This is a genomic window from Paraburkholderia agricolaris (assembly GCF_009455635.1).
Classification (GTDB): domain Bacteria; phylum Pseudomonadota; class Gammaproteobacteria; order Burkholderiales; family Burkholderiaceae; genus Paraburkholderia; species Paraburkholderia agricolaris.
Genome location: NZ_QPER01000002.1, coordinates 624,014 through 649,058 on the forward strand (window position 1 = coordinate 624,014; position 25,045 = coordinate 649,058).

The 25,045-nt window shown below is 61.8% G+C and carries 21 protein-coding genes and 1 pseudogene; 11 read left to right on the forward strand and 11 right to left on the reverse strand.

What is annotated here, in order from left to right; all coding sequences use genetic code 11:
* Positions 1–2 precede the first annotated feature (2 nt).
* From tssA to tssJ, 4 genes are read left to right on the forward strand one after another with little or no spacing between them, the layout of a single operon-like run.
* Positions 3–1,586: a type VI secretion system protein TssA gene (gene tssA, locus GH665_RS24280; RefSeq protein WP_153139641.1), complete on the forward strand. Its 1,584-nt coding sequence runs from the start codon at positions 3–5 to the stop codon at positions 1,584–1,586.
* Between the two features lie 12 nt (positions 1,587–1,598).
* Complete coding sequence (gene tssF, locus GH665_RS24285) at positions 1,599–3,413, forward strand: type VI secretion system baseplate subunit TssF (protein WP_153139643.1); 1,815 nt, start codon at positions 1,599–1,601, stop codon at positions 3,411–3,413.
* Positions 3,410–4,525 (forward strand): type VI secretion system baseplate subunit TssG, encoded by a 1,116-nt coding sequence (gene tssG, locus GH665_RS24290; protein WP_246216351.1) that lies wholly within the window; start codon positions 3,410–3,412, stop codon positions 4,523–4,525. Before tssF ends, tssG begins: the two co-directional genes overlap by 4 nt.
* Before the next feature lie 13 nt (positions 4,526–4,538).
* Positions 4,539–5,078, forward strand: a complete 540-nt coding sequence (tssJ, locus tag GH665_RS24295; protein WP_174771755.1) for a type VI secretion system lipoprotein TssJ — start codon at positions 4,539–4,541, stop codon at positions 5,076–5,078.
* A 183-nt stretch (positions 5,079–5,261) separates the two neighbouring features.
* On the opposite strand, the gene GH665_RS24300 is transcribed toward tssJ, so the two are convergent.
* Positions 5,262–6,671, reverse strand: a complete 1,410-nt coding sequence (locus GH665_RS24300; RefSeq protein ID WP_153139648.1) for a hypothetical protein — start codon at positions 6,669–6,671, stop codon at positions 5,262–5,264.
* A 552-nt stretch (positions 6,672–7,223) separates the two neighbouring features.
* Positions 7,224–7,457: a hypothetical protein gene (locus tag GH665_RS24305; protein WP_153139650.1), complete on the reverse strand. Its 234-nt coding sequence runs from the start codon at positions 7,455–7,457 to the stop codon at positions 7,224–7,226.
* A 38-nt stretch (positions 7,458–7,495) separates the two neighbouring features.
* Between GH665_RS24305 and GH665_RS24310 the strand changes: the two genes are divergently transcribed.
* Entirely contained in the window at positions 7,496–8,278 is a 783-nt protein-coding gene (locus GH665_RS24310; protein ID WP_153139652.1) for an ABC transporter substrate-binding protein, read from the forward strand.
* A gap of 97 nt (positions 8,279–8,375) precedes the next feature.
* Here the strand turns inward: GH665_RS24310 and GH665_RS24315 are convergent, their stop codons facing one another.
* Together GH665_RS24315 and GH665_RS24320 are read right to left on the reverse strand one after the other, a co-directional pair.
* Positions 8,376–9,485 carry a polyamine ABC transporter substrate-binding protein gene (locus GH665_RS24315; RefSeq protein ID WP_153139654.1) on the reverse strand — a complete coding sequence of 370 codons (1,110 nt, stop codon included), beginning with the start codon at positions 9,483–9,485 and terminating at the stop codon, positions 8,376–8,378.
* A 52-nt stretch (positions 9,486–9,537) separates the two neighbouring features.
* Positions 9,538–10,665, reverse strand: a complete 1,128-nt coding sequence (locus GH665_RS24320; RefSeq protein WP_153139656.1) for a DmpA family aminopeptidase — start codon at positions 10,663–10,665, stop codon at positions 9,538–9,540.
* Positions 10,666–10,821: 156 nt separating this feature from the next.
* Here GH665_RS24320 and GH665_RS24325 point away from each other — a divergent pair, with 156 nt between their 5' ends.
* The 4 genes from GH665_RS24325 (at position 10,822) to GH665_RS24340 (ending at position 18,004) form a co-directional block, all read left to right on the forward strand.
* Positions 10,822–11,625, forward strand: a complete 804-nt coding sequence (locus GH665_RS24325; protein ID WP_153139658.1) for a helix-turn-helix transcriptional regulator — start codon at positions 10,822–10,824, stop codon at positions 11,623–11,625.
* A 221-nt stretch (positions 11,626–11,846) separates the two neighbouring features.
* Complete coding sequence (locus GH665_RS24330; RefSeq protein ID WP_153142279.1) at positions 11,847–13,703, forward strand: potassium transporter Kup; 1,857 nt, start codon at positions 11,847–11,849, stop codon at positions 13,701–13,703.
* 57 nt (positions 13,704–13,760) lie between these two features.
* Positions 13,761–15,314 carry a DUF2235 domain-containing protein gene (locus GH665_RS24335; protein WP_153139661.1) on the forward strand — a complete coding sequence of 518 codons (1,554 nt, stop codon included), beginning with the start codon at positions 13,761–13,763 and terminating at the stop codon, positions 15,312–15,314.
* A 182-nt stretch (positions 15,315–15,496) separates the two neighbouring features.
* Positions 15,497–18,004 carry a DNA-binding protein gene (locus GH665_RS24340; RefSeq protein ID WP_153139663.1) on the forward strand — a complete coding sequence of 836 codons (2,508 nt, stop codon included), beginning with the start codon at positions 15,497–15,499 and terminating at the stop codon, positions 18,002–18,004.
* 18 nt (positions 18,005–18,022) lie between these two features.
* On the opposite strand, the gene GH665_RS24345 is transcribed toward GH665_RS24340, so the two are convergent.
* The 4 genes and pseudogenes from GH665_RS24345 to GH665_RS39560 all read right to left on the reverse strand — a co-directional run.
* A complete protein-coding gene (locus tag GH665_RS24345) occupies positions 18,023–19,291 on the reverse strand; it encodes an RNA polymerase sigma factor (RefSeq protein WP_153139665.1) in 1,269 nt (422 codons plus the stop codon).
* Positions 19,288–19,659 carry a YciI family protein gene (locus GH665_RS24350; protein WP_153139667.1) on the reverse strand — a complete coding sequence of 124 codons (372 nt, stop codon included), beginning with the start codon at positions 19,657–19,659 and terminating at the stop codon, positions 19,288–19,290. Before GH665_RS24350 ends, GH665_RS24345 begins: the two co-directional genes overlap by 4 nt.
* 277 nt (positions 19,660–19,936) lie before the next feature.
* A complete protein-coding gene (locus tag GH665_RS39180) occupies positions 19,937–20,284 on the reverse strand; it encodes a CFI-box-CTERM domain-containing protein (protein WP_246216548.1) in 348 nt (115 codons plus the stop codon).
* A gap of 102 nt (positions 20,285–20,386) precedes the next feature.
* Positions 20,387–20,704, reverse strand: a pseudogene (locus GH665_RS39560) (cold-shock protein); the annotation flags it as partial.
* 260 nt (positions 20,705–20,964) lie between these two features.
* On the opposite strand from GH665_RS39560, the gene GH665_RS24360 reads away from it, so the two are divergent.
* The gene (locus GH665_RS24360) at positions 20,965–21,669 is read left to right on the forward strand and encodes a winged helix-turn-helix domain-containing protein (RefSeq protein WP_153139671.1); all 705 of its coding nucleotides are present in this window, start codon (positions 20,965–20,967) and stop codon (positions 21,667–21,669) included.
* Positions 21,670–21,805: 136 nt separating this feature from the next.
* Positions 21,806–22,015, forward strand: coding sequence for a hypothetical protein (locus GH665_RS24365; RefSeq protein WP_246216352.1), 210 nt, complete (start codon positions 21,806–21,808; stop codon positions 22,013–22,015).
* A gap of 145 nt (positions 22,016–22,160) precedes the next feature.
* On the opposite strand, the gene GH665_RS24370 is transcribed toward GH665_RS24365, so the two are convergent.
* From GH665_RS24370 to GH665_RS24380, 3 genes are read right to left on the reverse strand one after another with little or no spacing between them, the layout of a single operon-like run.
* Positions 22,161–22,931, reverse strand: coding sequence for an ATP-binding cassette domain-containing protein (locus GH665_RS24370; RefSeq protein ID WP_153139675.1), 771 nt, complete (start codon positions 22,929–22,931; stop codon positions 22,161–22,163).
* Positions 22,931–23,896: an ABC transporter permease gene (locus tag GH665_RS24375; RefSeq protein ID WP_408271340.1), complete on the reverse strand. Its 966-nt coding sequence runs from the start codon at positions 23,894–23,896 to the stop codon at positions 22,931–22,933. The genes GH665_RS24370 and GH665_RS24375 overlap by 1 nt, the downstream gene beginning before the upstream one ends.
* Before the next feature lie 32 nt (positions 23,897–23,928).
* On the reverse strand, positions 23,929–25,026 hold the full coding sequence (locus tag GH665_RS24380; RefSeq protein ID WP_153139679.1) for a sugar ABC transporter substrate-binding protein: 1,098 nt from the start codon (positions 25,024–25,026) through the stop codon (positions 23,929–23,931).
* Between the last annotated feature and the right edge of the window lie 19 nt (positions 25,027–25,045).

Consider the following 25,045-nt stretch of genomic DNA (forward strand, 5'->3'; position numbering starts at 1 on the left):
GTGTGCTAACTCATTTCGTCAAGAATCTGCTGGGCACGAACGCGGCTCTTTCGTTGCCGCGCGCACGCGCCGACGTCTGGTCGTCATGGCTCGTGCCATTTCCCGGCGAACATCCCTGTGGCCGCGATCCTGGCTACGAGGATGCGTTCTTCGAACTGAAGGACGAAGCCGCGAAGCTCACGGGTATCGATGACACCCTGATCGTGCGTTCCTGTGAGCAACTGATCACGGGAACCGGCAAGGATCTGCGCGTGGCCGGCCACTACACATTCGCGCGATTGCGCCAGCACGGTCCGGCAGGTTTTGCGGACGGTCTGGAGCTGATCGCGACGCTGGTTGAGCGCTTCGATGCAGCACTACTGCCCGCACGTGCTGAAACGAAGAAAGGGGCGCTTGAAATACTCGCGACCACGCGCATGGTCGATCTGCTCGAAAGCCGCGGTGAGTTCGCACCCGCGGATCTTGAGCGCGCGATGGCGGCACTCAACCTGCTTCTCACGCGTACCAGTGAGTGGCCCGAAGCGGCGCGCCCCAACCTGCAACCGCTCGTCGCGTGCCTGGAACGCAACCGCGAGTCGACGCGCAGTGCGGATCAGGAGACAGATTCACCCCAGCAGGCACTGCAGGGCGCCACGGGCAAAGCAACCGGCGCCGTGTCTTCCACGCGCGATCTGCTGGACCAGGCGCGCACGATGGCAAGCTGGCTGCGCGATCAGGAAAACGGCTACCTGCCATCGGTGCGGCTCGTGCGCAGCGTTCGCTGGGACACCCTGCACGAGGTGCCACCCGCCGACGCGCAGTTCCGCACACGTCTCGTCCCGCCGCGCGCCGAACTGCGCCAGCAGATGAAGCGCCTCGTATTGCAGAAGCACTGGCACGAACTGCTCGAACGCGTTGAAGGTGCATTCATGGAAGGCGTGAATCACCTATGGCTCGATCTACAGTACTTCCAGCATATTTCGCTTGATCGCGTCGGCGCACCGTATAACGCGTGGCGTGAACTTCTGCGGGCGGACTTCGCACTCTTTCTCGAACGTCTGCCAGGAATCGAGCGGCTCGCATTCAACGAAGGCACGCCGTTCGCCGACGACACTACGCTCGAATGGATCGCCCGTCATGCGGTTGTGCGTGATCTTGAAGCGGGCGAGACGGTCGCCCCACTATCCGTCTCGGCCGAAAGCGAGGACGGTGCGGCTGGCGATTGGCCCGAGATCGAAGCGCAGGCCAGGGATCTCGCCGCAAGCCAAAGCCTCGAGGCCGCGTTCGCGTGGCTGGAATCGCTGCCCGGAGTCAGGACCGAGCGGCAGCGCTATCTGCAACGTTTCGTCATGGCACGCCTCGCCGATCACGCGGGCCGTATCGATGCCGCGTTGCCGTTGCTCGTCGAACTGGATGCCGCGACGCAAACTGTGCCGCTCGTGCGCTGGGAGCCCTCGCTCGCCTTCGAGGTGAAGCAGCAACTGATCAAGGCGCTCAGATCGGTGAGCCTTCGCAAGGACGCGGACAAGCCCATGCTCGCCCACCGCATCGACCAACTCCAGGGAGAGCTGACCGTGCTCGACCCTACACGAGCCCTCGCGCTATAACAACGAGTTTTCATGGACCAAGACGATTCAATCCTCCGCTACTACGAAGCCGAAATGCGTTACCTGCGCGAGGCAGGCAAGGAATTCGCGCGAGCGCATCCCGATCGCGCACGCATGCTCAATCTCGATCGCGTGGGGGATCGAGATCCATCCGTCGAACGGCTTTACGAAGGCTTCGCATTCCTGACGGGTCGTTTGCAGCAGAAACTCGACGACGAACTGCCGGAGCTGACGGAGGGACTGGTGAACCTGCTGTGGCCGCACTATCTGCGCATGATTCCGTCGCTGTCGATCGTGGAGTTCTTTCCGCTCGTCGAAAAGTTGCAGAAGACTGAAATAGTGTCGGCCGGCGTACCGGTGCGCTCGGCTCCGATCGTGACCCCAGCGCCACCCGGCATGGAAGGCGCCGCGCCGAAAACCGTGCAATGCGTCTACTGCACGACGCAGGCGGTGACGCTCCAGCCGATGCGCCTCACCCATGCGGGGCCGGATGTTCGTCACGACGGCCGATCGGTGATCCGGCTGCGCTTCGAGATCGATCGTTCGGCTCGGCGTGAGGCCACCGATCTGTCGAAACTGCGCCTGTACCTGAACGCGGATCTGCCCACTGCCTTCGCAATGCACCTCGCGCTGACCCGTCAGGTGGACTCTGTCTCGTTGCGGATTCCTGAGTCGCAGCAAGGCAACGTGCAGTTGCTTGAGGGCCTGCGCATCGAGCCTGCTGGTTTTACGCTGGAAGAGCGCTTGTGGCCGAGGGCCGAGGCAGAATTTTCGGGCTTTCAACTGCTACTCGAGTATTTCGCGTTCCGGGAGAAGTTCCTGTTCGTCGACCTGTGCAATCTGAATATCGCGAAGTTGCCGGCAGATACCTACAGCTTCGAACTGGAAATCCTGCTCAAGCACGCTTACCCGTCCGACCAGCGCTTCACGGTGGAGAACGTGCGGCTCTTCTGTGCGCCGGTTATCAACCTGTTTCCGCTCGACGCCGAACCGATCGACGTCAATCACCACGAGACGGAATACCGGGTTGTCGCTGCCGGCCACCAGGGGGCCAACATCGAAACGTACTCAGTCGACGCGATCGAGTCGTTCGATCATGCTAATGCGCAGCGTTACGAGTATGTGCAGTTCGCGACGTTCCGGCACCGCGGCGGGATGTTGCGCCATGAGGCACCGGAGCGGTACTTCCACACGCGCGTACGGCGGGGTGTAAACGGGCTGCATGACACGTGGGTCATCCTCGGCGGCCACGCGTGGGAGACGATGGAGGATCTGCCGGCAGAAAATCTGTCGCTACGTGTGACGGGCACGAACGGCATGCTGCCGAGAAAGGGGCTGCGCGAAGCGAGCATTGATGAATTGGGCGAGAGCACGCCGAACGTGTCGGCGGTGCGCAATCGGGCAGCGCTAACGCTACCGCTCTATCCGCCCACCGGCGACCGCTTCCAGTGGCGGGTGCTATCTCACCTCGCGCCGAACTTCCTGTCGATGATGGACGCGGAAGTGCTGCGCGGTGCCTTGGCGCTTTACGACTGGACCAACGACGAGCTGAACCGCCGGCGCCTGGCGGGCATCCTGCACGTCTCGGAGGAACTGCTCGAGGAGGTGTCGGGCGGCTCGGTCGAGCGGGGTGTGCTGATCGAGGTTACGCTCGACAGTCATGCGTTCGCAGGCGTCGGCGACGTGATGCTATTCGGCGAACTGCTGCATCGTTTCTTCGCGCTTTATGCCGAGATCAACCTGTTCACGAAGCTTGCGATAGTGAGCCTGCCGTCGCGGCAACGCAATGAATGGCCGCGCAGCAAAGCGCTACGCTCCTCGCTATGAAGTTAAAACCGCAAGCGCTGCCCAACAGCCTGGAGCCGCTGGTTGCGTCGCTGCTCGCACGTGCACCGACGATGAACTTCATGCAGTTGTGTCAACTGCTCGAAGTGTGTGTGCCGGAGCGTCCCGGCTTCGGTACGCGCGACACGCCGGAACATGAACCCGTGCGATTTCGCCCCCTCGCTCGCGTCGGTTTTCCGGCTGGCGAAATTGCCTTGGTCGAGTTTGACGAGGAGGGTTGCACCTACGGACCGAACACGCCGCCGACCGTGCGCACGACGTTCATGGGGCTGTACGGGGTGGACGCAGCCATACCCTCGCACATGATCGACGACATCGTGCTGCGAACGGAAGGGCACGAGGCGCTCGAAGCATTTCTCGACCAGTTCAATCACCGGTTCGTCACGCTGCTGTATCGCGCCTGGAAAAAGTATCGTTACCCGGTCGGCTTCCGTCCGGGCGGCACCGATGCGCATTCACGCAGGCTATTGTCGCTGGCAGGTTTCGGCTGGGGTGACAAGCCCGCACGCGCCGGCCTGCCCGACTCGCGAGTACTCGCGCTGCTGGGGCTGCTGATCCAGCGCACGCGCACGCCTGAAGGTCTTGCCGGTGTCGTGGCACTTGCCGTACCCGGTGTCGATGTACGTGTCGACGAGTTCTTCCCGGTTCTCAGGAGCGCGGGCAAGCCTCAACCGCTCACGTCCGCGAGCGGTGCCGCTGGTGTAAGGAGCGAGGGCAAGCGTTGTGGCCTCGGTGGGGCTTACGTGTTGGGCACGCGTCTGGTGTACCGGAGCCGCGCCGCCCGTGTGACGTTGCGGCCGGCGAGCGCGGAACAGGCCCACGACCTGTTGCCCGGTGCGTGGCTGCACCGCGAACTGATGGCCTTTATCCGTCTGTATGCGGGGACAAAGGCCGACGTGTTCCTGCGCATGGAAGTATCGTCGCGCGTTGCACCCGCGCCAGGAATCGGCACGGCGCTTGAACGTCACACGCCTCGACTTGCGTGGACCACTATTCTGCCTTCAGACGAAGAGCGTTTGATAACCATTGCGCTTGGCGCTTACGAAGCATTTCCGGCACCGGGGCCGAATCCGTTCCTCGTGCCGTCTGTCTGAATCTGGAGTGCTTATGACTTTCCGCCTGATTACTTCGATCGCTGCCCTCCTTGCCGCAAGTCTGATGCTCAACGGATGTGGTGCATGGCAGACGGTGTCGGATTCGACCTCGAGTGCGTACCACGCTGTCTTCTACAAACAGGTCAAGGTGCTGAACGTCGACCTCACCGCGCGCGCGTCGATCAATCCCGACGAAGCCATGCGCTCGACGTCAGTCGCCGTGCGCGTGTATCAGCTCAAGGATCGACAGCGCATAGACAAGGCCTCATATGACGATCTGCTGAAAAACGACAAGACTGTCCTTGCGCAGGATCTGCAGGACAACATGGCGACGATAGTCAGCCCCGGTGCTTCTGTAAGCGTTTCGCAGCCCATGCAGCCGGATACGCAATATGTAGGCGTTGTGGCGTTCTACCGGAACCCTGATTCGCACGGAAGCTGGCGTCGTGTGATTGCCAGGAAGAGACTGTCGGCGGATGCGCCACTGAAGCTTGAACTGGTCGAGCGCGATCTCGTGATGCCTGATGACAGGGCGAAGGTGAGGCCGGAGTAACGACGCGCGCGCCATCTCCGAACGTGTGGCCGCGGTTCTTTGCGTTGAGTCATGTCGGCGCACCGGCATGTGCCGGGCCTGACGTCGCGAGACTGTGACGCCGGTCAGGTCCGGCCGGGTTGCTTGCTATTGCACCCACGAGGTCTCGCGCGTGGTGCCCTTGGAGGCACCACGCGCGGCAGGTTAGTGCTTGGGTGTGGTCGACGTCTGCGGGATGCTGCCGCCGAGTCCACCTGTGAGGCCGCCGAGCAGGTTCGTCAACGGAGCGAGCGGAGACGACCCGCCACTTGTGCCACCGAGTACGCCGGTGATGGTGCCGACCAGGTTGGTCAGTGGCGCAACCGGGCTGGCCGAGGAGCCAGTCGACGAGCCGTGCGAGGTACCGCCTCCCAGGCCGCCGGTTAGTCCACCGAGCAAGGTGGTCACCGGTGCGAGGGGGCCGCTGCTGCCTTGCGAGGTGCCGCCGCCCAGGCCACCGGTCAGTCCGCCGAGCAAGGTGGTCACCGGCGCGAGCGGGCCGCTGCTGCTTTGCGAGCCGCCGCTCACCGAACCTACCGACAGGCCGCCGAGCAACGCGGTCACAGGTGCCAGCAGGCCGCCGTTGCTATGTCCGCTCGAGCCGCCTGTCACGCCCTTTGAGCCGCCGATTGCGCCGTTGCCCACACCATTGCCGTTTCCGCTGCCGCTGTTGTTGCCTACGGTGATCGGCAAGATAGGCACGCTAACCGCGCCGACACTGACGACCAGATTCACGATCGGGTCAAGAAGGCCGCTGGTGGTCTGGTTGCCATTACCGGCACCGGCTCCTGTGGAACCGCCGGAGCCGCTGGAGCCGCCATGACCACCGGTTCCAGTGCCGCCACCGTTCCCACCGGAGCCGCCCGATCCACCGGAGCCGCCCGATCCACCGTGGCCACCGTCTCCGGAACCGCCGCCGTTCCCACCGCCCCAGCCGCCATGGCCTCCGTTTCCAGAGCCACCCGAACCGCCCGAATTCCCCGAACCACCCGAGCCACCCGAGCCACCCGAGCCACCCGAGCCACCCGAGCCACCCGAGCCACCCGAGCCACCCGAGCCACCCGACCCACCCGACCCACCCGAACCGCCCGAGCCACCCGAGCCACCCGAGCCACCCGAGCCACCCGAGCCGCCCGAGCCACCCGAACCACCCGAACCACCGTGGCCACCATCCCCAGATCCACCACCGTTCCCACTACCCGAACCGCCGGATCCGCCATCTCCTGAACCGCCACCGTACCCACCGCCATACCCGCCATAACCACCCAATCCACCACCTGCAAAACCGCCTCCGTACCCCGAGCCGGAAACCGTCACGCCGCCCCAGGTCGTGCTGCCGCTAAAACCGGAGCCACTACTCACGCCCGAACCGCTGCCGGTCCATCCGCTGGGCGCGCCGCTGCCTCCTGTCCATGAGAATCCCGATCCCGGTTGCCCGGTGCTCGTCCATCCGCCGCCTTGCGTCATTGAGGGAGGAGTGGGGGCGGTGACATCTCCAGCGTGAGCCGGGGTCGCTAGCGACCACCATAGGAGTGCGCTTGCCGACGCAACGAGAGTGCGTTTGAAGGGAGCCATGATTAGTCCTTTCGCGATGAAATCGCGTCCTGATTGGTCAAAGGTGTAATCAGTGCCCCCGGAAAACCGCTGATCGGTCTTTCCTGAACGGTTGCTTTGAGCCCGACACCGCGCGTGTGTGCGCGTCGCCTTCGTATCGTTCTTCTGGAGCTGGCTGCGGTAGCGCCATGCTCGGATATGGCTTGCTCGGGCATTTGGCCGCTGCAAGTTCCGAGCCAATGCACTGGTAGCTCAACGCGGTACGCTCCGCGTATCGACCGTGCCGGAATTGAGTGGCGCGTGGTGCAGCGGGGCCTTGCTGGACGAGCTACACGAGATGCAGTGCGAAACACCGTGACGGCGCAGCGCAGCGGGTGTTAAGTCCTGGATGTTACGTGTTCCCATCACGTCGAACGTAACCTGCCGTTACGCTATCCGGCTGCGCAGATAGTTCAGACAAAAGCTTCTGCCGTCATAATACGGACTCCGATCTATAAAGCCGCATGTTGGAAACACGCGTTTAGATTTACGCTGACTCCGTGATTCTCCAAAGCTGCAGCGGCACAGGCCGTATCAGCCGAACTTGAACTGTGTTCGCAGCCGGTTCTCACGGCGCAGGATCGGCGGCTTCATCTTTTCACTGGCGGCTGGCTGATATGCGTTGCATGCATGAAGTGATTTGTTTAATGCATTTGTAAGGATGGGCGGATTAAGGTCGAATGTCGGGCGCTGCGCGCCGGATGCAGTTCTGGCAACGGGCCCCGGCGTGACGGCGTGCTTACCGCACGTTTGCGATTGTTCACTCACGTCGCGCATTTCTTTAAAAGAATGACGAAAGGAAAAACATGAAATCCCTGCTTGCAACCCTGACGATGGCGCTGCTCGCGGTATCGTCCGGCAGCGCCATCGCGAAGGATTGGTCGACCGTGCGCTTCGGTGTCGACGCGAGCTATCCGCCGTTCGAATCGAAATCCGCCGACGGCAAACTCGTCGGCTTCGACATCGATCTCGGCAATGAGATTTGCCGCCGCCTGAACGCGCAGTGCGTGTGGGTCGAGAATGCGTTCGACGGGATGATTCCCGCACTGAAGGGGCGCAAGTTCGACGGCGTGCTATCGACGATGTCGATGACACCCGCGCGCCAGACACAGATCGCGTTCTCGTCGAAGGTATTCCGTATCCCGACACGCCTTGTCGCGAAGAAGGGCTCGACGCTCCTGCCGACGCCGCAGGCGCTGAAGGGCAAGCGAATCGGCGTCGAGCAGGGTTCGATCCAGGAAACATATGCGAAGACGTACTGGGAACCGGCCGGCGCGGTGATCGCGTCTTACCAGGATCAGGATCTCGTTTACTCGGACCTGATTGCCGGGCGCATTGACGGATCGCTACAAAACGCCGTGCAGGCCGAGGTCGGATTCTTGCACACACCGCGAGGCAAGGACTTTGCATTTGCCGGTAATGCGCTTTACGACGCGAAGACGCTGGGAAGCGGGACCGCGATCGGTTTGCGCAAAGAAGATACCGACCTGAAGGCGAAGATCGACAAGGCGATCGCCGACATTCGCGCGGACGGCACGTACGACAGAATCGCGAAAAAGTATTTCGACTTCGACGTCTACGGTCAGTGACAACAGACAGCCCGGCTCACGCGCGCGATTGAGCGGTGAGTCGGGTTGTGGTGATTCGCTCGCAGCAGCCGTTTGTGCGGCCCGAACAGCAGTGAAGTTATCGCCCGGACTTGAGTTGCGTCCACAGCCGGTTCTGAAGGCGCAGGATATCGGCCGGCAACGGCAATGACAGTGTGAGCGATTTCATCTTGTCCCCGCGAGGGTAGACCGCTTCGTTATCGAGAATATCCGGCTTCACGTAAGCACGGGCAGCCGCGTTAGCGTTGGGATAGAAAACCTGATTGGTGATCGCCGCGCTAACCTTGGGCTGAAGGATGTAGTTGATCCATTGCATGGCAGCTTCAGGGTGAGGCGCATCTTTGGGAACCGCCATCAAATCGAACCACAGCACGCCATCGCCTTTGGGAATGACGTAGCGAATCTCGTAGGCGCGATGGGCCTCTTGCGCACGCCGCTTCGCGATCCCGACGTCGCCTGACCACGCCAGCGCAATGCAGACATCGTTATTGGCCAGATCGTTGATGTAGCCGGACGAATTGAATTGCGTGATGTACGGCCGAATTGTTTTGAGCAGCTTGTACACGGCCTGATAATCCGCGGGGTTGGTGCTGTTGGGATCCTTATGCAGGTAGATCAGACCCACCGAAAACGCATCCTCCGCCGAGTCGAGTACGGAAACACCACAGGTTTTCAGCTTCGATACGTATTGCGGATCGAACAGCAGGTCCCAGCTATCGTAGGGGGCGTCCTTGCCTAATATCTGCGTCACTTTCGTGACGTTGTAACCGATGCCGTCCGTTCCCCATGACCATGGCACGGTGTACTGATTGCCAGGATCGGCTGACGCAAGCATCTTCATGAGCATGGGATCGAGATTAGCCAGATTTGGAATCTTGCTCTTGTCGAGCTTCCGGTACACCCCCGCTTCAATCTGCTTGCCGGCATAGCTGGACGACGGCACCACGATGTCATAACCCGACGAACCGCTGAGCAACTTTGCCTGCAAGGTATCGTCGCCATCATAGACGTCGTAGCGCGTGTGAATTCCGGTTTCCTTTTCGAACCCCGCTACGGTGTCGTCGGCAATATTGTCCGACCAGTTGTAGACATTCAGTTCTTCGGCTTTGGCATGATTGGCCGTCGCGGCCAGCAGCCCCGATGCTGCGAGGATTCCAGTGAGGACAGTGATGAGCGGGCGGGATGTCATAGTGACCTTTCGGTTTTAATGAAGGAATTCAGGCAAGGGGAAGAAGCGTTAGTCAGTCAGCGAACGGGCGGATTGCATGATCGGCATCGCGGCGCCAGCCAACCTGTTGCAGTGCTTTCAGTAGCCGGTCGACGCCGAGCGCGGGAACATGAACGTCTCTTCCATGCATATCTTCAGCAGCAACAAGTGCGTTGAGGATGGCTTCTTCGACTGCTTCCGCAGCCGCGACGAATAGCGGAGAGATGAAATCGTGGCTGACGCTGCGCAGGTTGATGACAGGTTCGCCCTGGTTGCCGTAATCCGCCGGCGGTATGCCGTGGTTGCCGACCGAGAACGCGATGAAGATGTCGCCGCTGGAATATTCCGTGCCGCCACCAACCCGGGCTAATCCAATGCTTGCCCGCCGGGCAAGCTGCGTGCACTGATGGGGAAGAAGCGGTGCGTCGGTGGCAAGCGTCACGACGATCGACCCCATGCCGGGCACGCCCGCCTGACGTTTGTCGAATGGCGACGGCAGATCCCGCAACACCTCCCCAACCGGATAGCCGGCCACACGCAATGCGTCGCGACGCCCGTAGTTCGCCTGGACCAGCGCACCGACGGTCCAGCCGCCGTCTTCTTGAGCGAGCTTGCGCGAGGCGGTTCCGATACCGCCTTTGAACTCATGACAGATCATGCCGGTGCCACCGCCAACCGACCCTTCGGCCACGGGTCCGCTGCGGGCCTTGGACTGCGCCTCGTGGACATGCGCCGCGGTGACGTGCTGACCCCAGATGTCGTTCAGTACGCCGTCGAAGGTTTCCAGCACCACCGGCATGCACCAGTACTGGCTATCGCCAACCAATGCGCGTTCGGCGGCGACGAGTGCATCGCGAACCACGCCAACGCTGTGCGTATTGGTGTACGCAACGGGCGTGGTCAGCAGGCCGGATTCGCGTATCCACTCGAGACCGGTGGCATCGCCGTTTCCATTGAGCACATGACAGCCGGCAAAACATGGCTCGAACCGGGCGATGCCAGGGCGCGGTTCGATGATCGTCACGCCGGTTCGAATCGACGCTTCTGCGCGATTTTCGACCAGGGTACGATGGCCGACTCTTACGCCTTGCACGTCGGTGATGCTGTTAAACGGACCGGGCGTGCCGTGGCCAACTCGAACGCCAATGTCTCTGATACCCATACTTTTCTCCTGTGTTGCTCGTTGCGAGCAAACCTGTCGACGCGCATGCGGCGGGGTACGGAGATGGTAGGGTGGAGGGCAACGAGTGAAAATCAGGCCGAAGGGCTAGAACGATAATGCGGCCTACCCTTTAAGGGGTAGTTGGGGGAGACCGGCATGCAGCTTGAAGTATCGGACGTCGCGTTTCATCAGCGGCTTGGACGTCTGGTCGAGAAACTCGACGACAAACAGTTCTGGCACGCGCTGATCGACCTGTTGCGCAAGGTGGTCCACGTTGACAACTGGGTGGTGGTGATTTTCTGGCCCAACGGAACACCCCAGTTGGTCGCGGAAATCCCGGCGCGCGCGCCCCACGACGAACTGTTCAAAGGGTATTTGAATAGCGTCTATTTGCTGGACCCTTTCTATCAATTCAGCCTGGGCGCGATCAGCCCGGGTGTGTATTGCCTCGACGAAGTGGCGCCCGATCATTTCCGCGAAACCGAATACTTTCGCCGCTATTTTTCGGTGAACGTGCTGGAAGACGAGGTGCAACTTCTGGCGCCATTGCCTGCGGGCGGCACGCTATCTGTATCGCTGGGTAGTGAACGCCGCTTTAGCTCGACTGAAATCGGCACGCTCTGTCTGTACGGCGCATGGTTGCTGCCGTTGATGTGCCATGCGCTGTCGGCGCAGACAGCGCTACTCCCGCCGCCGGTGCATTCGTCCACAGAAAGTGACCGGCGCCTTCACTTCGAAGAGGCGTTGCGCAAGCGCTCCAACGCTTCGCTGACCCATCGTGAGATTGAAGTCGCGCTGATGATTCTGGCCGGTCATTCGACCAAAAATATGGCAAAACTGCTTGGCGTGTCACCGGCCACCGCAAAGGTTCATCGGCGCAATCTTTACAGGAAGCTGAACATCTCATCGCAGTCGACGCTATTTCTACTCATCATGGACGGAGAATCGGAGACAAGCTGAAGCGGATGCTTTGAAACGCGCCCTTTTTTTTATACGCTGTTATCGATAGGCAGGCCGCAGATCAGCTCATGGCAGGAGACGGGCCGCCTGGCGCTTGCGGGACGGCGCACCGTTCGTTGGCGGGGCCCTCACTCACTGAGAAGGAGCCATTCATGGAATCGTCTTCAGGTCCGCAAGCGGGCGTCCAGGCCGGCCACGTCGGAGAACCTCGCCACGGGTCGATGCCCAAACTGGCGCTGGCCGCCATTGGCATTGTGTTCGGCGACATCGGCACCAGTCCGCTCTACACCATGAGCACGGTATTCGATTCGGGCCACGGACTGGTGCTCAACCGCTTCAACGTGCTGGGCGTGGTCTCGCTCATCATCTGGTCGCTAATCATCGTGGTGACGCTCAAGTATGTGACGCTGATCATGCGCGCTCACAACCACGGCGAGGGCGGCATCATGGCGCTGCTGGCGCTGGCTTCCAGTTCGGTGATGGACCGCCCGCGGCTGCGCAACGGCTTGCTGCTTGCCGGTGTGTTCGGCGCGGCGCTGTTCTATGGCGACGGCGTGATCACGCCGGCTATCTCGGTGCTCAGCGCGGTGGAAGGTCTGCAAGTGGCGGAGCCGCAGCTCAAACCCTACGTGGTATCGATCGCGCTGGTCGTGCTGGTCGCCTTGTTCCTCATGCAGCGGCGCGGCACGGCTGGTATCGGCGCGGTGTTCGGGCCGGTGATGGTGTTGTGGTTCGGCGTAATCGCGGTGGTCGGGTTGCTCAACATCGGTCGCGCGCCGGCCATCCTGGACGCTTTCAATCCGCTCATGGGCCTCGAATTCCTGCTGCGCAATGGCTGGCGAGCCTTTGTGTCACTCGGCGCGGTGGTGCTGGCGCTGACCGGCGCCGAGGCGCTGTATGCCGACATGGGCCACTTCGGCGCGCCGCCGATCCGCCTGTCGTGGTTCGTTCTCGTGCTGCCCGCGCTGGCGCTCAACTACCTGGGTCAGGGTGCGCTGCTGTTGTCGGACCCCAAGACCGTGGACAACCCCTTCTTCCACCTGTTCCCGTCGGCGACGCTGTTCCCGATGGTGGTGCTAGCCACGGTGGCGACGGTGATCGCGTCGCAGGCGGTGATCAGCGGCGCGTTTTCTATGACCAGGCAGGCCATGCAACTGGGCTTCATGCCGCGCATGGGCATCATCTACACCTCGGAACGCGAAGTCGGCCAGATCTACGTACCCGCCATCAACTGGCTGCTGCTGATCGCGGTGGTGGGCGCCGTGCTGGGCTTCGGTTCCTCTACGGCGCTGGGTTCGGCCTATGGCATCGCCGTAACGGGCACCATGATGATCACCACCTTCCTCACGTTCTACGTGGTGCGCTACGCGTGGCACTACAACTGGTTGTTGTGCGTGCTGGCTACCGGCTTTTTCTTCGTCATCGACCTAGCGTTCTTCTCGGCCAATCTGCTCAAGTTCGTGGATGGCGGGTGGTTCCCGCTGCTGCTGGGCGCGATCATGTTCACCATCATGTCCACCTGGCATCGTGGCCGTGGGCTGATGATCGACGAAGCCCGCAGCCATGCCGGCACACAGCCGCTCGGCACCTACCTGGATTGCCTGTTCGCGAAGGAAACGATCCGCGTGCCCGGCACGGCAGTGTTCCTGAACATCGACGTCAACGCTGTGCCGCACGCGTTGGTCAACAACCTGGAGCACAACCATGTGCTGCACGAACGCGCGCTGTTCGTGCACGTGACCAACCTGGATGTGCCCTATGTGCCACGCGAGCAGCGCGTGACAATCACGTCGCTGGGCCACGACTGCCATACCATCGTCGTGGCCTACGGCTTCAAGGACGAGGCCAACCTGCCGCAAGCGCTGCGCGACTGCGAGCCGAAGGGCCTGGTGATCGATCCGGCGCAGGTGTCCTATTTCCTCAGTCGTGCCACTGTGGTGGCGACCGGAGGCAAGGGCATGCCGGTGTGGCGCGAGCGATTGTTCAGCGTAATGGCGCACAATATCGGTAACCTCGCGGCTTATTTCAAGCTGACCGCGAACCGGGTGATCGAACTGGGCTCGCGGGTCGAAATATGAGGTGACGGTTGCTGCACTGCGTGATGAACGTCTCGCAGGACGAGAAGGACCACAAACATGAAAAGACTTTTCGTTTGCTGTGACGGCACATGGAACTCGGATAGCGACGAGTTTCAGGGGGTGCCTGTTCCAACTAACGTTGTGCGCTTTTTCAACGCGTTGAGCGAGCGCGGCGAAGATGGCATCGAACAGCTTCGGTACTATCACGTCGGCATTGGGGCCAACGAAGGCAGGGTGCGCCGCGTCATTGACGGTGCGCTTGGATTAGGACTCTCCCGGGACATTCGAACCGCATACAAGTGGCTGTCCGACCACTACGAAGAAGGTTCTGAAATCTTCGTGATCGGCTTCTCTCGTGGCGCGTTCACGGCGCGAAGCCTGGTGGGCATGTTGCATCACTGTGGGTTGCCGCACGGGGCAACCTGGGCGCTGGTCAAAGAGGCATGGAACCTGTACCGGCTCGACCCGAAAGTACCGGAAAACGTCAGCCGGCAGGAACGCTTCCGCCTCGCGCACGGCAAACCGCCGCCCATTCGCTTCCTGGGCGTATGGGAGACGGTGGGCGCGCTCGGCATCCCTGAAATTGCGGAGTTATTCGGCCTCGGCAGGCAGCGTTTCGAATTTCATGACACGACGCTGTCGCCAGAAGTTGAACGCGCGGTACAAGCCCTTGCGATTGATGAGCAGCGCAACAACTTCTTTCCAACCCTGTGGACGGATGCGGATGGCTGCGACCCGGTGCGCGTGACCCAGTTGTGGTTTCCTGGGGTGCACGCTGATGTCGGTGGCGGCTACAAGGAAACAGGGCTTTCCGATGCCACACTCAAATGGATGATTGCCGAGGCCGCGCGATGCGGCGCGGTGTTTGAGTCAGCCATGCTGGAGCAGTTGGCCGATGCGGATCAGTTGTCGCCGTCCGCGGTACATGGCGTACTTCACAACTCACTGACTGGCTTCTACAGGAGAATCGGCTTTCGTCCGCGATCCTTCCCGTATCTGGCGAAGGATTCGCGAATATGCTCTGAATCGATCTCGGCTCTGGCATTGGCACGACAGGCCGATCCACCTATCTTTCAGGCACCTTATCGACCGAACATAAACCCAGCCGTGCCGGTTCAGGTGCGGGTTTTCGCCAGCCCGTTGTGGAACTGGACAGGCATTTTCATGAAGGAGGGCGTGCGTTACCGGTTCAAGGTGCCTGACGGTCAAACCTGGCTGGATGGGGACAGCGCGTCGGGCGCGGAGGGAACGCCGGGTAACTGGATGCAACGCCTGCTGGCATGGTCCAAACGGGTCAAAGGGGCGAACTGGTTCGAACTCTGCGGTGCAATTTCATACCCGGGGGAGTCGGGGGAAGCCGGCGTGCCGCCTGAACCCTTCTACTTCAGAATCGGTCGAGAGGTGGAGATCAAGGCACCCCACTCAGGTTATCTGTATTGCTTTGCCAACGATGCCAGCTGGGCGTATTGGAATAACCAGGGCAGTCTGCGGGTTGAGATTGTCGAATCGAACGGCGTGCCGGCCGGCAAGGCGGCATACCCGGCTTCAGACGAAGATCTGACCGCGCCTGCAACAGCGCCCGGAGGTTATGGAGCAGGCCAGCCGTCGTGACGCGTCAGGCATTTGTCAGGCGTCGATGACTTTGCGGGTGTGATCGCCATCACTGAACCCGCGACTCTGCTCGCCCATGCGGTATGGGCAAACCCACGTCCTTTCATCGGCAATACGCTCGAATGCGGTAACGTATTGGGTACTCTATTTTCTGGCAAGCCATATTGAGCTTTGAGGCACTTATGTTCACGGACGCAGACACAATCACGGACGAACGGGTCGCGCAAATCGCGGATCGTATGGTCGAGGAAGGCCGGAAAGTTTCCCCGGTGACCATTTGGCCGGAGCTTCCCGGCGGGTCGATTGTTGCCATTGCAGCGGCTTTGCAACGCTGGCGCGAAGTGAGGCAGCCCGTTACGCCGCCTATGCAGGTGCAGGCTGCATTGCCGGAGCACATTGCCGAAACCATGATGAGCGCCGCGGATCGGCTCTGGATGGCCGCTCAAGGCGAAGCCGACAAGGCGGTCAGTCAGCACCTGAGCGCCGTGAACCAGCAACTCGACGCTCTCCGGGTGGAACGGGATGAGGTGCTAGTCGAGTACCAGAAGTCGGCCGAAGAAGTTGCGACCGGGCACGAGCGGCATATTGCGCTGACGAATGCGCTGAGTGCTTCCGAGGCTATGTCCGCTCGGCTCACAGCGGAACTCGCGGCCGCGACGAGCTGGGCCGAAGCGGGCGAGGCTCGCGCGGAAGAACTGGCGCAGCGTGTGTCGACGGAACAGGCCGCGCTGGAGCACACCAGGGCGGAACTCGACGAGGAGCGCAAGGCGCGCGAAGAGCTGGCCACCGCCGTGTCGAACCAGAACGACGAAATCGCGCGGATGAAGCAGGAGCTCGATGAGGCGCGGCAGGAGATTTCCTCGCTGGGCTTCGATTGTCAGGCGAAGTCGGCCGAAGCGGATAAAGCGTCGCAGGAGGCAACTGCGGCGTCGGCGCGAGCGGAAGCGGCCACGGTGCAGGCGAGCGAGAGTCTCGCACGTGTCGCCGGACTGGAAGCCGAAAGGGATGAGGCGCGTCACGCACTTGAAGCAGAGCGCCAGACAAGCGCAGCGCGACGTGAGGAAGCCGCGATTCAGTTCGACGAATTGCAGCGCGTGAGCCGGGAACTTGAGGCGGCGCGGGAGCAGGCCGGTGCGATGACCGAAGCGAAAACGGCGGCGGATGCTGAGCTCGCCAGGATTTCGCAGGAGGCGTCGGCGGCGAGCGCTGAACTGGCGCGAGTCTCGCAGGAGGCGTCGGTGGCGAAGGAGCAGGCGGCGGCTGAGATCGCGCAGATCTCGCAGGAAGCTGCCGCCACGAGTGCCGAGTTGGCGCGGATTTCGCATGATGCGTCGGCGGCGAAGGAGCGGGCAGAATCGGCGGAACAGCATGCCGCGACGTTGGCGCAGCGACTTGCGGACCTCGAACAGGCGAAGACGGTTGAAGCGGAGCGGTGGGCTCAGGAATCGAGCGCGGCCTCATCGCGTGCGGACGCCGCCGCGGCGCAGGTGAGCGAGAGCCTGGCGCGGGTCGCCACATTGGACGCCGACCTGACTGAGGCGCGCAACGCGCTTGCAGCAGAGCAGCAGACGAGCGCAGCGCGGCGCGAGGAAGCGTCGGTTCAGCTTGGCGAACTACAGCGCGTGACGAGCGAACTCGAGGCGGCGCGGCAACAGGTTAGCGCCATCACGGAGGCGAAATCCGCTGCGGATGCTGAACTGGCTCAGCTTGCGCAGAATGCGTCGGCGACGAGCGCCGAACTGGCCCGGGTTTCACAAGACGCCTCGGCCGCAAAGGAACGGGCGGAGGCCGTCGAACAGCATGCCGCGGCGTTGCAGCAGCAGCTTGCCGACCTCGAGCAAGCGAAATCGGCCGATGCGGAACGCTGGGCGCAGGAGGCCGGCGCGGCCTCGTCGCGCGTAGAAGCGGCCACGGCGCAGGCACATGAGAGCCTGACGCGGCTTGCTGCGCTTGAAGCTGAACTGGGTGAAGCGCGCAGCGCGCTCGCGGCAGAGCGCGACGCAGGCGTAGCGCGGCACGATGAAGCGTCGCTTCAACTGGGCGAACTGCAGCGTGTGACGAGGGAACTCGAGACGGCGCGCGAACAGGTCGGCGCCATCACCGAGGCGAAAACGGCGGCGGAAACTGAGTTGGCTCGGGTATCGCAGAGTGCGTCTGCGACGAGCGAGGAACTGGCCCGGGTTGCACAAGCCGGTACCAGCGCAAAGGAACGGGCCGAGGCCGCCGAGCAGCACGCCGCGATGTTGGCGCAACGTCTCGCGGAAGTCGAAAAAATTCGCGCGGAAGAAGGACGACGCAACCTTCAGCTTGCTACTCAAGCGTCCGAATCTGCGACGGCGGAAGAAGTCGCCGAGTTGCAACGCCAGATCTCGGCGCAGGCCAAAGCGCATGAGAAGGCTTTTAACGAGCTTAGAGCGATCGCGGAACAGTGGGTCGCGCATGCGAAGGATCTCAAGGAAAGGCTCGGTTCGGCAAACGAGAAGCTTCTGTTTATCGACTCACGCAGTACAGGAGAAGTGGCGCTCATCCGCAAGCTCTCGTCCGAACTTGAGCGCTTCAAGCCGGATAGCGATCTGATATCCCGGGACACGCAGCAAAAGCTGATCGGCGCAACGATGGCCGAGCGGCTTTCGCAGAAGGGTTACCGGTACGACCCGACGACGGCGGTGATGTCGAAAGTCGAGCGTTGATTGGCGGACTGCAGCAATCTAACTTCCCGCCGATAACAGATCAGTGCGTTTGCGCTGCAGGAACCGGCGCGCAGCCGGATCGCGCTCGAGTCCGATCGCGAGGTCGTATGCGCCAAGCGCTTCGGCGGTCGCACCGGCACGTGCGAGCAGATCGGCACGCGCGGCCCAGTACGGCTGGTAGTCGCTCAGTCGCGGATCGTCCGCGTATGGCTCGAGCGCGTCGAGTGCCGCCTGCGGGCCGTCCCGTTCCGCCTGAGCGAGCGCACGGTTCACGGCGACCACCGGCGACGCTGCGATCGCGAGCAGCGCATCGTAGAGTTGCACGATCTCATCCCAGTTCGGGCGATGCGTCCAGCAGCGGTGGACGTGCGCCGACTGCAGCGCGGCCTCGAGCTGAAAACGTCCAATGGTGTTGAATGCGCTTGCGCGTCTTAGCAACGCGCTGGCGGCATCGATCATCGGCGCGTTCCATGTCGCCGGATCCTGAGCCGACAGCGGCACGTACTCGCCGGCTGCATCGCGTCGCGAATCGCGCCGCGCCTGCGCGTACAGCATCAGCGAGAGCAGACCAAGCGTCTCCGGTTCCTCGGGCAGCAGTTCGACGAGCAGTTGTGCAAGAAACAGCGCCTCGCCGGCGAGATCGCGCCGCTCGGTATCGCTGCCGACCGGATCGGTCCATCCTTCCGCATACGCTGCATAGACCGCTTCCAGCACCGCAGCGAGCCGCTCGGGCAACTCCTCGCGCTCCGGTACGCTGAACGGAATGCCGGCTTCGCGGATCTTGTTCTTCGCTCGAACGAGACGCTTGGTCATCGCGGCGGGCGACATCAGGAACGCGGATGCAATCGTCTTCGCTTCGAGCCCCAGCACCACCTGCAGCATGAGCGGCGTGCGAATCGCCGCCTCGAGCGCCGGGTGCGTGCACGCGAACAGGAGCGCAAGCCGCCGGTCGGGCAACAGGCCGGCTTCGCGCTCGTCGATCTCGTCGGCGAGGATCGCGAGCTGGTTCACCACTTCATCGCCGACCCGGCGATGGCGCGCGCCGTCGAGCGCCCGGCGGCGCGCAACCGTCATCAGCCACGCTTCGGGATTCGCGGGGCAGCCGCGCTTCGGCCAGTCCGCGAGCGCGGCCGCAAACGCATCGGCCAGCGCGTCCTCGGCCGCGGCGACGTCGCGGGTACGCATCGCCAGCAGCGCGACGAGCTTGCCGTAACTGCGGCGAGCGACCGCCTCCGCAATCGAATGTGCGGCGCCGTCAGCGTCACGGTCGCCGCCGGACGGGTTCATGCAACAGATGGCGCGTCGTAGGGGGCAGTCCAGACCGGGCGCACTTCCATGAGACCGTGCGCCGCGCCGGGACAACGCGACGCCCACGCGATTGCCGCGTCCAGATTGGGCACGTCGATCAGGTAGTAGCCGGCGAGCTGCTCCTTCGAATCGGAAAACGGTCCGTCAAGCACCTGCGGCTTGCCGTCGACGAGCCGCACCGTGGTGGCTGTGCTCGTGTGCTGCAACCGGTTGGAGCCCAGCAGCACCTCCGCTTTTTTCAACGACTCGGTGTACGCCTGATAGGCGGCAACCCCTTGCTGCCGCTCGTTGGCGGTCATCTTGTTCCAGCCGTTCTCTTCCGAATAGATCATCAATAGATATTGCATATGAGCCTCCGTCATGGGGTTAGGGCGGGCGAATGACATTGAGCCGCCATTACAATGACGCTCGGGCCGCATGCTGACGGACAGGTGGCGTCGAAAAAATCGCGAACGGCAGTTGTGTGCCAGGGGAATGCAGCAGTATCGGGCCAACCCAGGCTACTGGAGGCCGCCATGGGAATTATCGGCCTACAACCTCAGGTGCGTCACGAACTCTTCCGACAAAAAACGCAGCGGCCACGCAATGTGGCGAGCCCGCTTTCCTGTGCGCTATCCAACTGCGCTATTGCCCATCGTTTCGCCGATTCGCGCCAATCCAGCGGACCTTTCCGTTAATAAGCGTGATGAAGCGAATCAACACATCAAGCGCTAAACGAACGGCTGCCGCCGAGCCTGGATGAGTACGCAGAAAGTCGGCGATTGGAGGAGACGTGCGGTAATACAACTGAACCATCGCCCGGCCAGCGGATGATCGATTCAGGACGTGATCGCGGAAGTCTCTCAGCAAGCGCACCTGCGGCGCGTCGTAATCGCCATACACGGCCGTAGCGAGAAAGCAGCCGAACTTTCGATAGGTCGTGCCACAGAAGGGACAAACGGATTTCTTCGGTTCTCCGCGATAGGTGATCATGCGCGGGACCATTCGTTTCTGACAGGCTGCGCAAACCACGCGATCGTCCGTGGCCCGTGCGGGTTGCGCGGCACTCGCAGCGCGCTGGATAACGGTGACCCTGGTGGCGCGAGACGCACGCTTTCCTTGTGTGACTTCAAATTCGACGGTGTCGCCATTTGCGGGGAGTGTCACACCTGAGACGTCTCGCACACTAACGTGATACTCAATATCGTCTTGCCCAACAATAAAACCGTATCCCCTCTTTTGGGAAAACCATTTGACCGTTCCACGCATTACGCCACCTTCCGTTATTCGTCTTCGATTGTGTCTAAGGCATAGATAGATCACCCCGTATTTCCGCAGCCCGCGACTCCCCGAGTATCGGTAATAATTGGTAACACCTGAGCGGTTTCGACAATAAAAGACAAAAGTCCACATTGCGGCGGCCGAAAGTCCGTTGCCTACCCCGGACGGCGCTCGTCACGCGCGGATAGCGACCCAGGCCGATGGATTGTGTACGCCCATGTCGAATTGCGAGTGCATTTGTGGAGTTTTGTCCTGGAGTGCGCAGGATGTGCAACGCATAAGCTATGCTGCGCGTCGAGCAGGCTGGCGCGGCGTCGTTGCTTGTTGGCCATGCATCGCGCCATGCCGTTGCCTGCCGCTATTCAAACAACTCGTCGTGAACGATTCGTGCCATGCCATTCCGGATCCTGTTTGTCGAAGACGATGACCGCCTGTCGGCGCTGGTCACCGACTATCTGCGCAAACGCGAATACGAAGTCGAGGCGGTGCTGCACGGCAACGAAGCCGTGCAGGCCATTCTCGAGCGTCGTCCGGACCTGGCGATTCTCGAAGCGAACCTGTCAGGCAAGGACGGTTTCCAGATTTACTGCGACGCGTGCGAGCAGTTCGACGGGATGATCATCATGGTGCCCGAGCGCAACAAACAGTTCGCCGAAGTACTGGGCCTCGAATTCGGCGCGGACGACCCCATACATCAATCCGTCGAACCACGCGTGCTGCTGGTGCGCATCAAGGCGCAATCGCGCCCCGTGACCACGCGTGCGGCGGAGGCTGCCCAACCCGAGCGCTATACCTTCGGCAAGTTCGAGATCTGCCGGGCAAGCCGGATGGTCAAGCTCCCGGACGGCAGCCAGCCCGATCTGACATCGGCCGAGTTCGACTTGCTGTGGGCATTGGTGAGTTGCGCGGGCGAGGTGGTGAGCCGTGACGAGTTGATGCGGCAACTGCGCGGCATCGAATTCGACGGACTCGACCGTACGATCGACGGCGGCATTTCCAAATTGCGCCGCAAGCTGCACGACGACGCCGGTACGTCGCAGCGCATCAAGACGGTCCGCGGCAAGGGCTATCAGTTCAGCAAGCTGGCCTGGGATTGAAGTCGTGTGCCGCGAACGCGGTGTTGTTTGAGCAGGCAGTCTGCTGCGGACCTGTAGGCGCCACAGGTTCGCTCCTGAGATCGACAGACAGGGTGCGAGGATGCGGTTCAGTAGGCACAGTAATCGAGGTTCAACCGTGGAAGCAAGCAGATGGTTTGCGCCAGGCGATCACCCGCGAGTGGAACGCCAGGGGCAGTTGTGGGCCGTCGCCACACCGGAGGGTTGGCGCAAGGTGAACCCAGGCGACTGGATCTTGACGGATGGCACGGGAAACTCGTGGCCGATGGGGGATCGCGAGTTTCGCTATTGCTACGAGCCTGTTGAAGACCGGTCGCCGGATCTTTGAGTATTGCGGGTTGTACGCCGGTTGTACACGGTTCCGGCTCTGGCCCTCGGAGTGGGCCGGAACCCATTTAGCCGGCCCGTATCGGGCCGGCTTTTTTTTTAGGCACTTCGCGGAAAGCAGTAGCCGTTGCGCTCAGGTTGGGGGATCAGCTTGCCGCTGCCCGCATCGCGCGATATTCGCGCCGCACGATATCCATCAACTCCTCAACCGACGTACTCGCGGCTTCCCGCTGGTACGTGACACGCCCGCGCTGCATCAGCATCACCCGGTCCGCGATATCGAGCGTCTGCGCGTAGTTGTGCATGATCATGATGATCGACAAGCCGCCTTTGTTCTTCAGCCGCAGGATCAGGTCGATGATCAGGCCAGCCTCGCGGGCACCCATGGCGGCGAGCGGTTCGTCGAGCAGCAGAATCTTCGCATTCGAATTGACCGCGCGGGCCACCGCGATAGCCTGTCGCTGTCCGCCGGACAACTGCTCGACCGGCAGATCGACCGACGGCACATGCACGCCGATTTCTTCAAGGCACTCAGCGGCGCGTTCACGCATGGCGCGATTGTTCAACAACCGAAACGGCCCGCGCCGGATGATCTCGCGATTGAGAAACATGTTGTGATAGATGCTTAGCGAATTGGCCAGCGCCAGATCCTGGTAGACGCATTCAATGCCGAGCGAACGGGCATGGTCGACAGAGCGAAGCAAGGTTTCCTCGCCGCCGACAAAGAGCTTGCCGCCGGTCTGCTGATGAAAGCCCGTCAGGATCTTGATCAAGGTCGATTTGCCGGCGCCGTTGTCGCCCAGCACGCCAAGGATCTCGCCCTGTCGGAGTGTTAGCGACACCCCATCGAGCGCGGTGACCGCACCGAAACGCTTGACGATATCTTCGCCGCGCAGCGCCTCCAGCACCTCGGACATCACAGCTCTCCCTTGCGCGCGAGACGAACCACGTGGATGTTGAAGATCATGGCCCCGAGGATCGCCGCGCCGAGAATCATGTTGAAGGTAAAGGCGTTGATGCCGATCAGCGTGAAGCCGTCGTTGAGAATGCCGAGCACCGCCGCACCGATCAACCCACCGATGATCGTGCCTGAGCCACCGGCGAGCGGCGTGCCGCCAATCACGGCCGCGGCAACCGCAAGAAACATGATCTGATTACCGCCCGCTTGCGGATCGATCGAGGTGATACGAAAACCTTCGAGTATCCCGGTCAAACCGGCGAGCACCGCGGCAAGAATGAAGTTGCCGAGTTTCAGGCGTCTGACCTGGATCCCCGCTTCGCTCGCGCCCAACTGATTCGCTCCCGACGCGATCGTATGCAAACCCCAGCGTGTATGGCGCAGCAACACGTGCATGAAGGCAGCAATGGCAAGCGTCCAGATGATTTCGCTGTAACCCCATCCCCCCATGAACGCGGCCAACGCGGAATCCTCCGGCGGCGAAACCGGCGTACCTCGCGAGATCGTCAGCGTGAGGCCGTTCACGAAGAACAACGTACCCAGCGTGGTCACGAAAGAGGGAATGCGCAGGTACACCGTCACCGCGCCATTAATCAGACCGACAAGGCCCGCTGCGATCACGCCGATAATGATCGCGAGCCATGCGGGCACACCGGCCTCGATGGCGAAATACATGATGAAAGGCGCGAACGCAAAGACCATCCCGGCGGAAAGATCGATTTCTCCGCCGATCATCAGCATGATTTCGCCGAAGGCGATGATCGCCACCGGGGCGATGAACTGCGAGAGATTCTGAAGACTCGCGCTGGTCAGCAGGAAGTCATGGTTGACGCTCTCGAAGTAGATGCTGAGGATCAGCGCGACCGCAAAGATGCGAATTTCGCTGGAACGTCCGAGCGCGCCTGACCAGCGCCTCGGACGTATCGCGGATTTTTGAACGTCCGTCACGGGAGAGTTCACCCTTTGATCGCACCCGTGCGTGGCACGATCTGGGCTTTCGTGCTCTTGCCTTCATAGCGCGTCGATGTGTTCAGGTACGGATCGACCGTGCCCTTGGTGACGAACTTCAGGCCCGTGTTGACATTGGCGGGCCCAACCAGCCCACCGGAGGCGAGAAAGATGAACGCCTCCACGACCGTATAGAAACCCTGCACGTAGGGCTGCTGATCGATCGTGAAATCGAGGAAGCCATCGTGAATCAGATCGACCGTGCGCGGCAACAGATCGAAGCCGCCGCCGTGGACACCTTTGGACGGCAGGTTGGATTCTTTCATCACCTCGGCCACGCCCTGGGTGCTGCCCGCATCCACGGCGAACATGCCCTTGAGATCCTGGTGGCCGAGATAGAAGGACTTGATCTTCGATAGCTCTTCGTTGACGGTCGCGCCGGTTGCGATGGTCTGGACGTCGATCTTCTTGCCCGATTTCTTGATTGCGGCGGCGGCACCGTCAAGCCGTGGCTGAATGTTGAGCTGCCCTGGCGTGGCGATAAAGAGTGCGACGAGGCCGCTGTCGATCAGGTTCGAGATTCGCTCGCCCATCTGGTAGCCAGAAAGATAGAGATCCTGACCGATATACGCAAGACGCGGATTCGTCGAACCCGACGGTGCATCGGCGTTATAGGCGAACACGGGAATGCCCGCGTCGAGCGCGGCCTGGATGGGTTTGTCGAATGCTTTCGGGTCGACGATCGGTACCGCAATCGCGTCGGCTTTCGCGGCGATCGCCGCATTCACTGCGTTGACCATTTCGCCGATGTCGGCATTGGCCGAGCCGGTCCACTGGTAGTCCATCCCCAGCATGGCCGTCGCATCCTGAATGCCGTATTGCGTGGGAACGAAGAACGGATTCGTTGTGACGTGATTGACGAAGACGATTTTCCAGCGCTTGTGGCCGGGGAACGAACCGCCTTCCGCCGCCTGGGCCTGCGTGATCATGCCACCCATGCCGCCCATCCCACCCATTAACGCTAGTGCAGCGGAGAGGCCCGCGCCTTGCAACAATCCCCGACGCGTGCCTTGCACTTCGTCTTTGTCTTCCTTCGCTTGCGCCATTTCAATCTCCCGTCTCTCA

Coding starts and splice junctions, on each gene's coding strand:
- tssF (WP_153139643.1), top strand. CDS start 1,599: ATGGACCAAGACGATTCAATCCTCCGCTACTACGAAGCCGAAATGCGT.
- tssG (WP_246216351.1), top strand. CDS start 3,410: ATGAAGTTAAAACCGCAAGCGCTGCCCAACAGCCTGGAGCCGCTGGTT.
- tssJ (WP_174771755.1), top strand. CDS start 4,539: ATGACTTTCCGCCTGATTACTTCGATCGCTGCCCTCCTTGCCGCAAGT.
- GH665_RS24300 (WP_153139648.1), bottom strand. CDS start 6,671: ATGGCTCCCTTCAAACGCACTCTCGTTGCGTCGGCAAGCGCACTCCTA.
- GH665_RS24310 (WP_153139652.1), top strand. CDS start 7,496: ATGAAATCCCTGCTTGCAACCCTGACGATGGCGCTGCTCGCGGTATCG.
- GH665_RS24315 (WP_153139654.1), bottom strand. CDS start 9,485: ATGACATCCCGCCCGCTCATCACTGTCCTCACTGGAATCCTCGCAGCA.
- GH665_RS24320 (WP_153139656.1), bottom strand. CDS start 10,665: ATGGGTATCAGAGACATTGGCGTTCGAGTTGGCCACGGCACGCCCGGT.
- GH665_RS24325 (WP_153139658.1), top strand. CDS start 10,822: ATGCAGCTTGAAGTATCGGACGTCGCGTTTCATCAGCGGCTTGGACGT.
- GH665_RS24330 (WP_153142279.1), top strand. CDS start 11,847: ATGCCCAAACTGGCGCTGGCCGCCATTGGCATTGTGTTCGGCGACATC.
- GH665_RS24335 (WP_153139661.1), top strand. CDS start 13,761: ATGAAAAGACTTTTCGTTTGCTGTGACGGCACATGGAACTCGGATAGC.
- GH665_RS24340 (WP_153139663.1), top strand. CDS start 15,497: ATGTTCACGGACGCAGACACAATCACGGACGAACGGGTCGCGCAAATC.
- GH665_RS24345 (WP_153139665.1), bottom strand. CDS start 19,291: ATGAACCCGTCCGGCGGCGACCGTGACGCTGACGGCGCCGCACATTCG.
- GH665_RS24350 (WP_153139667.1), bottom strand. CDS start 19,659: ATGCAATATCTATTGATGATCTATTCGGAAGAGAACGGCTGGAACAAG.
- GH665_RS39180 (WP_246216548.1), bottom strand. CDS start 20,284: ATGATCACCTATCGCGGAGAACCGAAGAAATCCGTTTGTCCCTTCTGT.
- GH665_RS24360 (WP_153139671.1), top strand. CDS start 20,965: ATGCCATTCCGGATCCTGTTTGTCGAAGACGATGACCGCCTGTCGGCG.
- GH665_RS24370 (WP_153139675.1), bottom strand. CDS start 22,931: ATGTCCGAGGTGCTGGAGGCGCTGCGCGGCGAAGATATCGTCAAGCGT.
- GH665_RS24380 (WP_153139679.1), bottom strand. CDS start 25,026: ATGGCGCAAGCGAAGGAAGACAAAGACGAAGTGCAAGGCACGCGTCGG.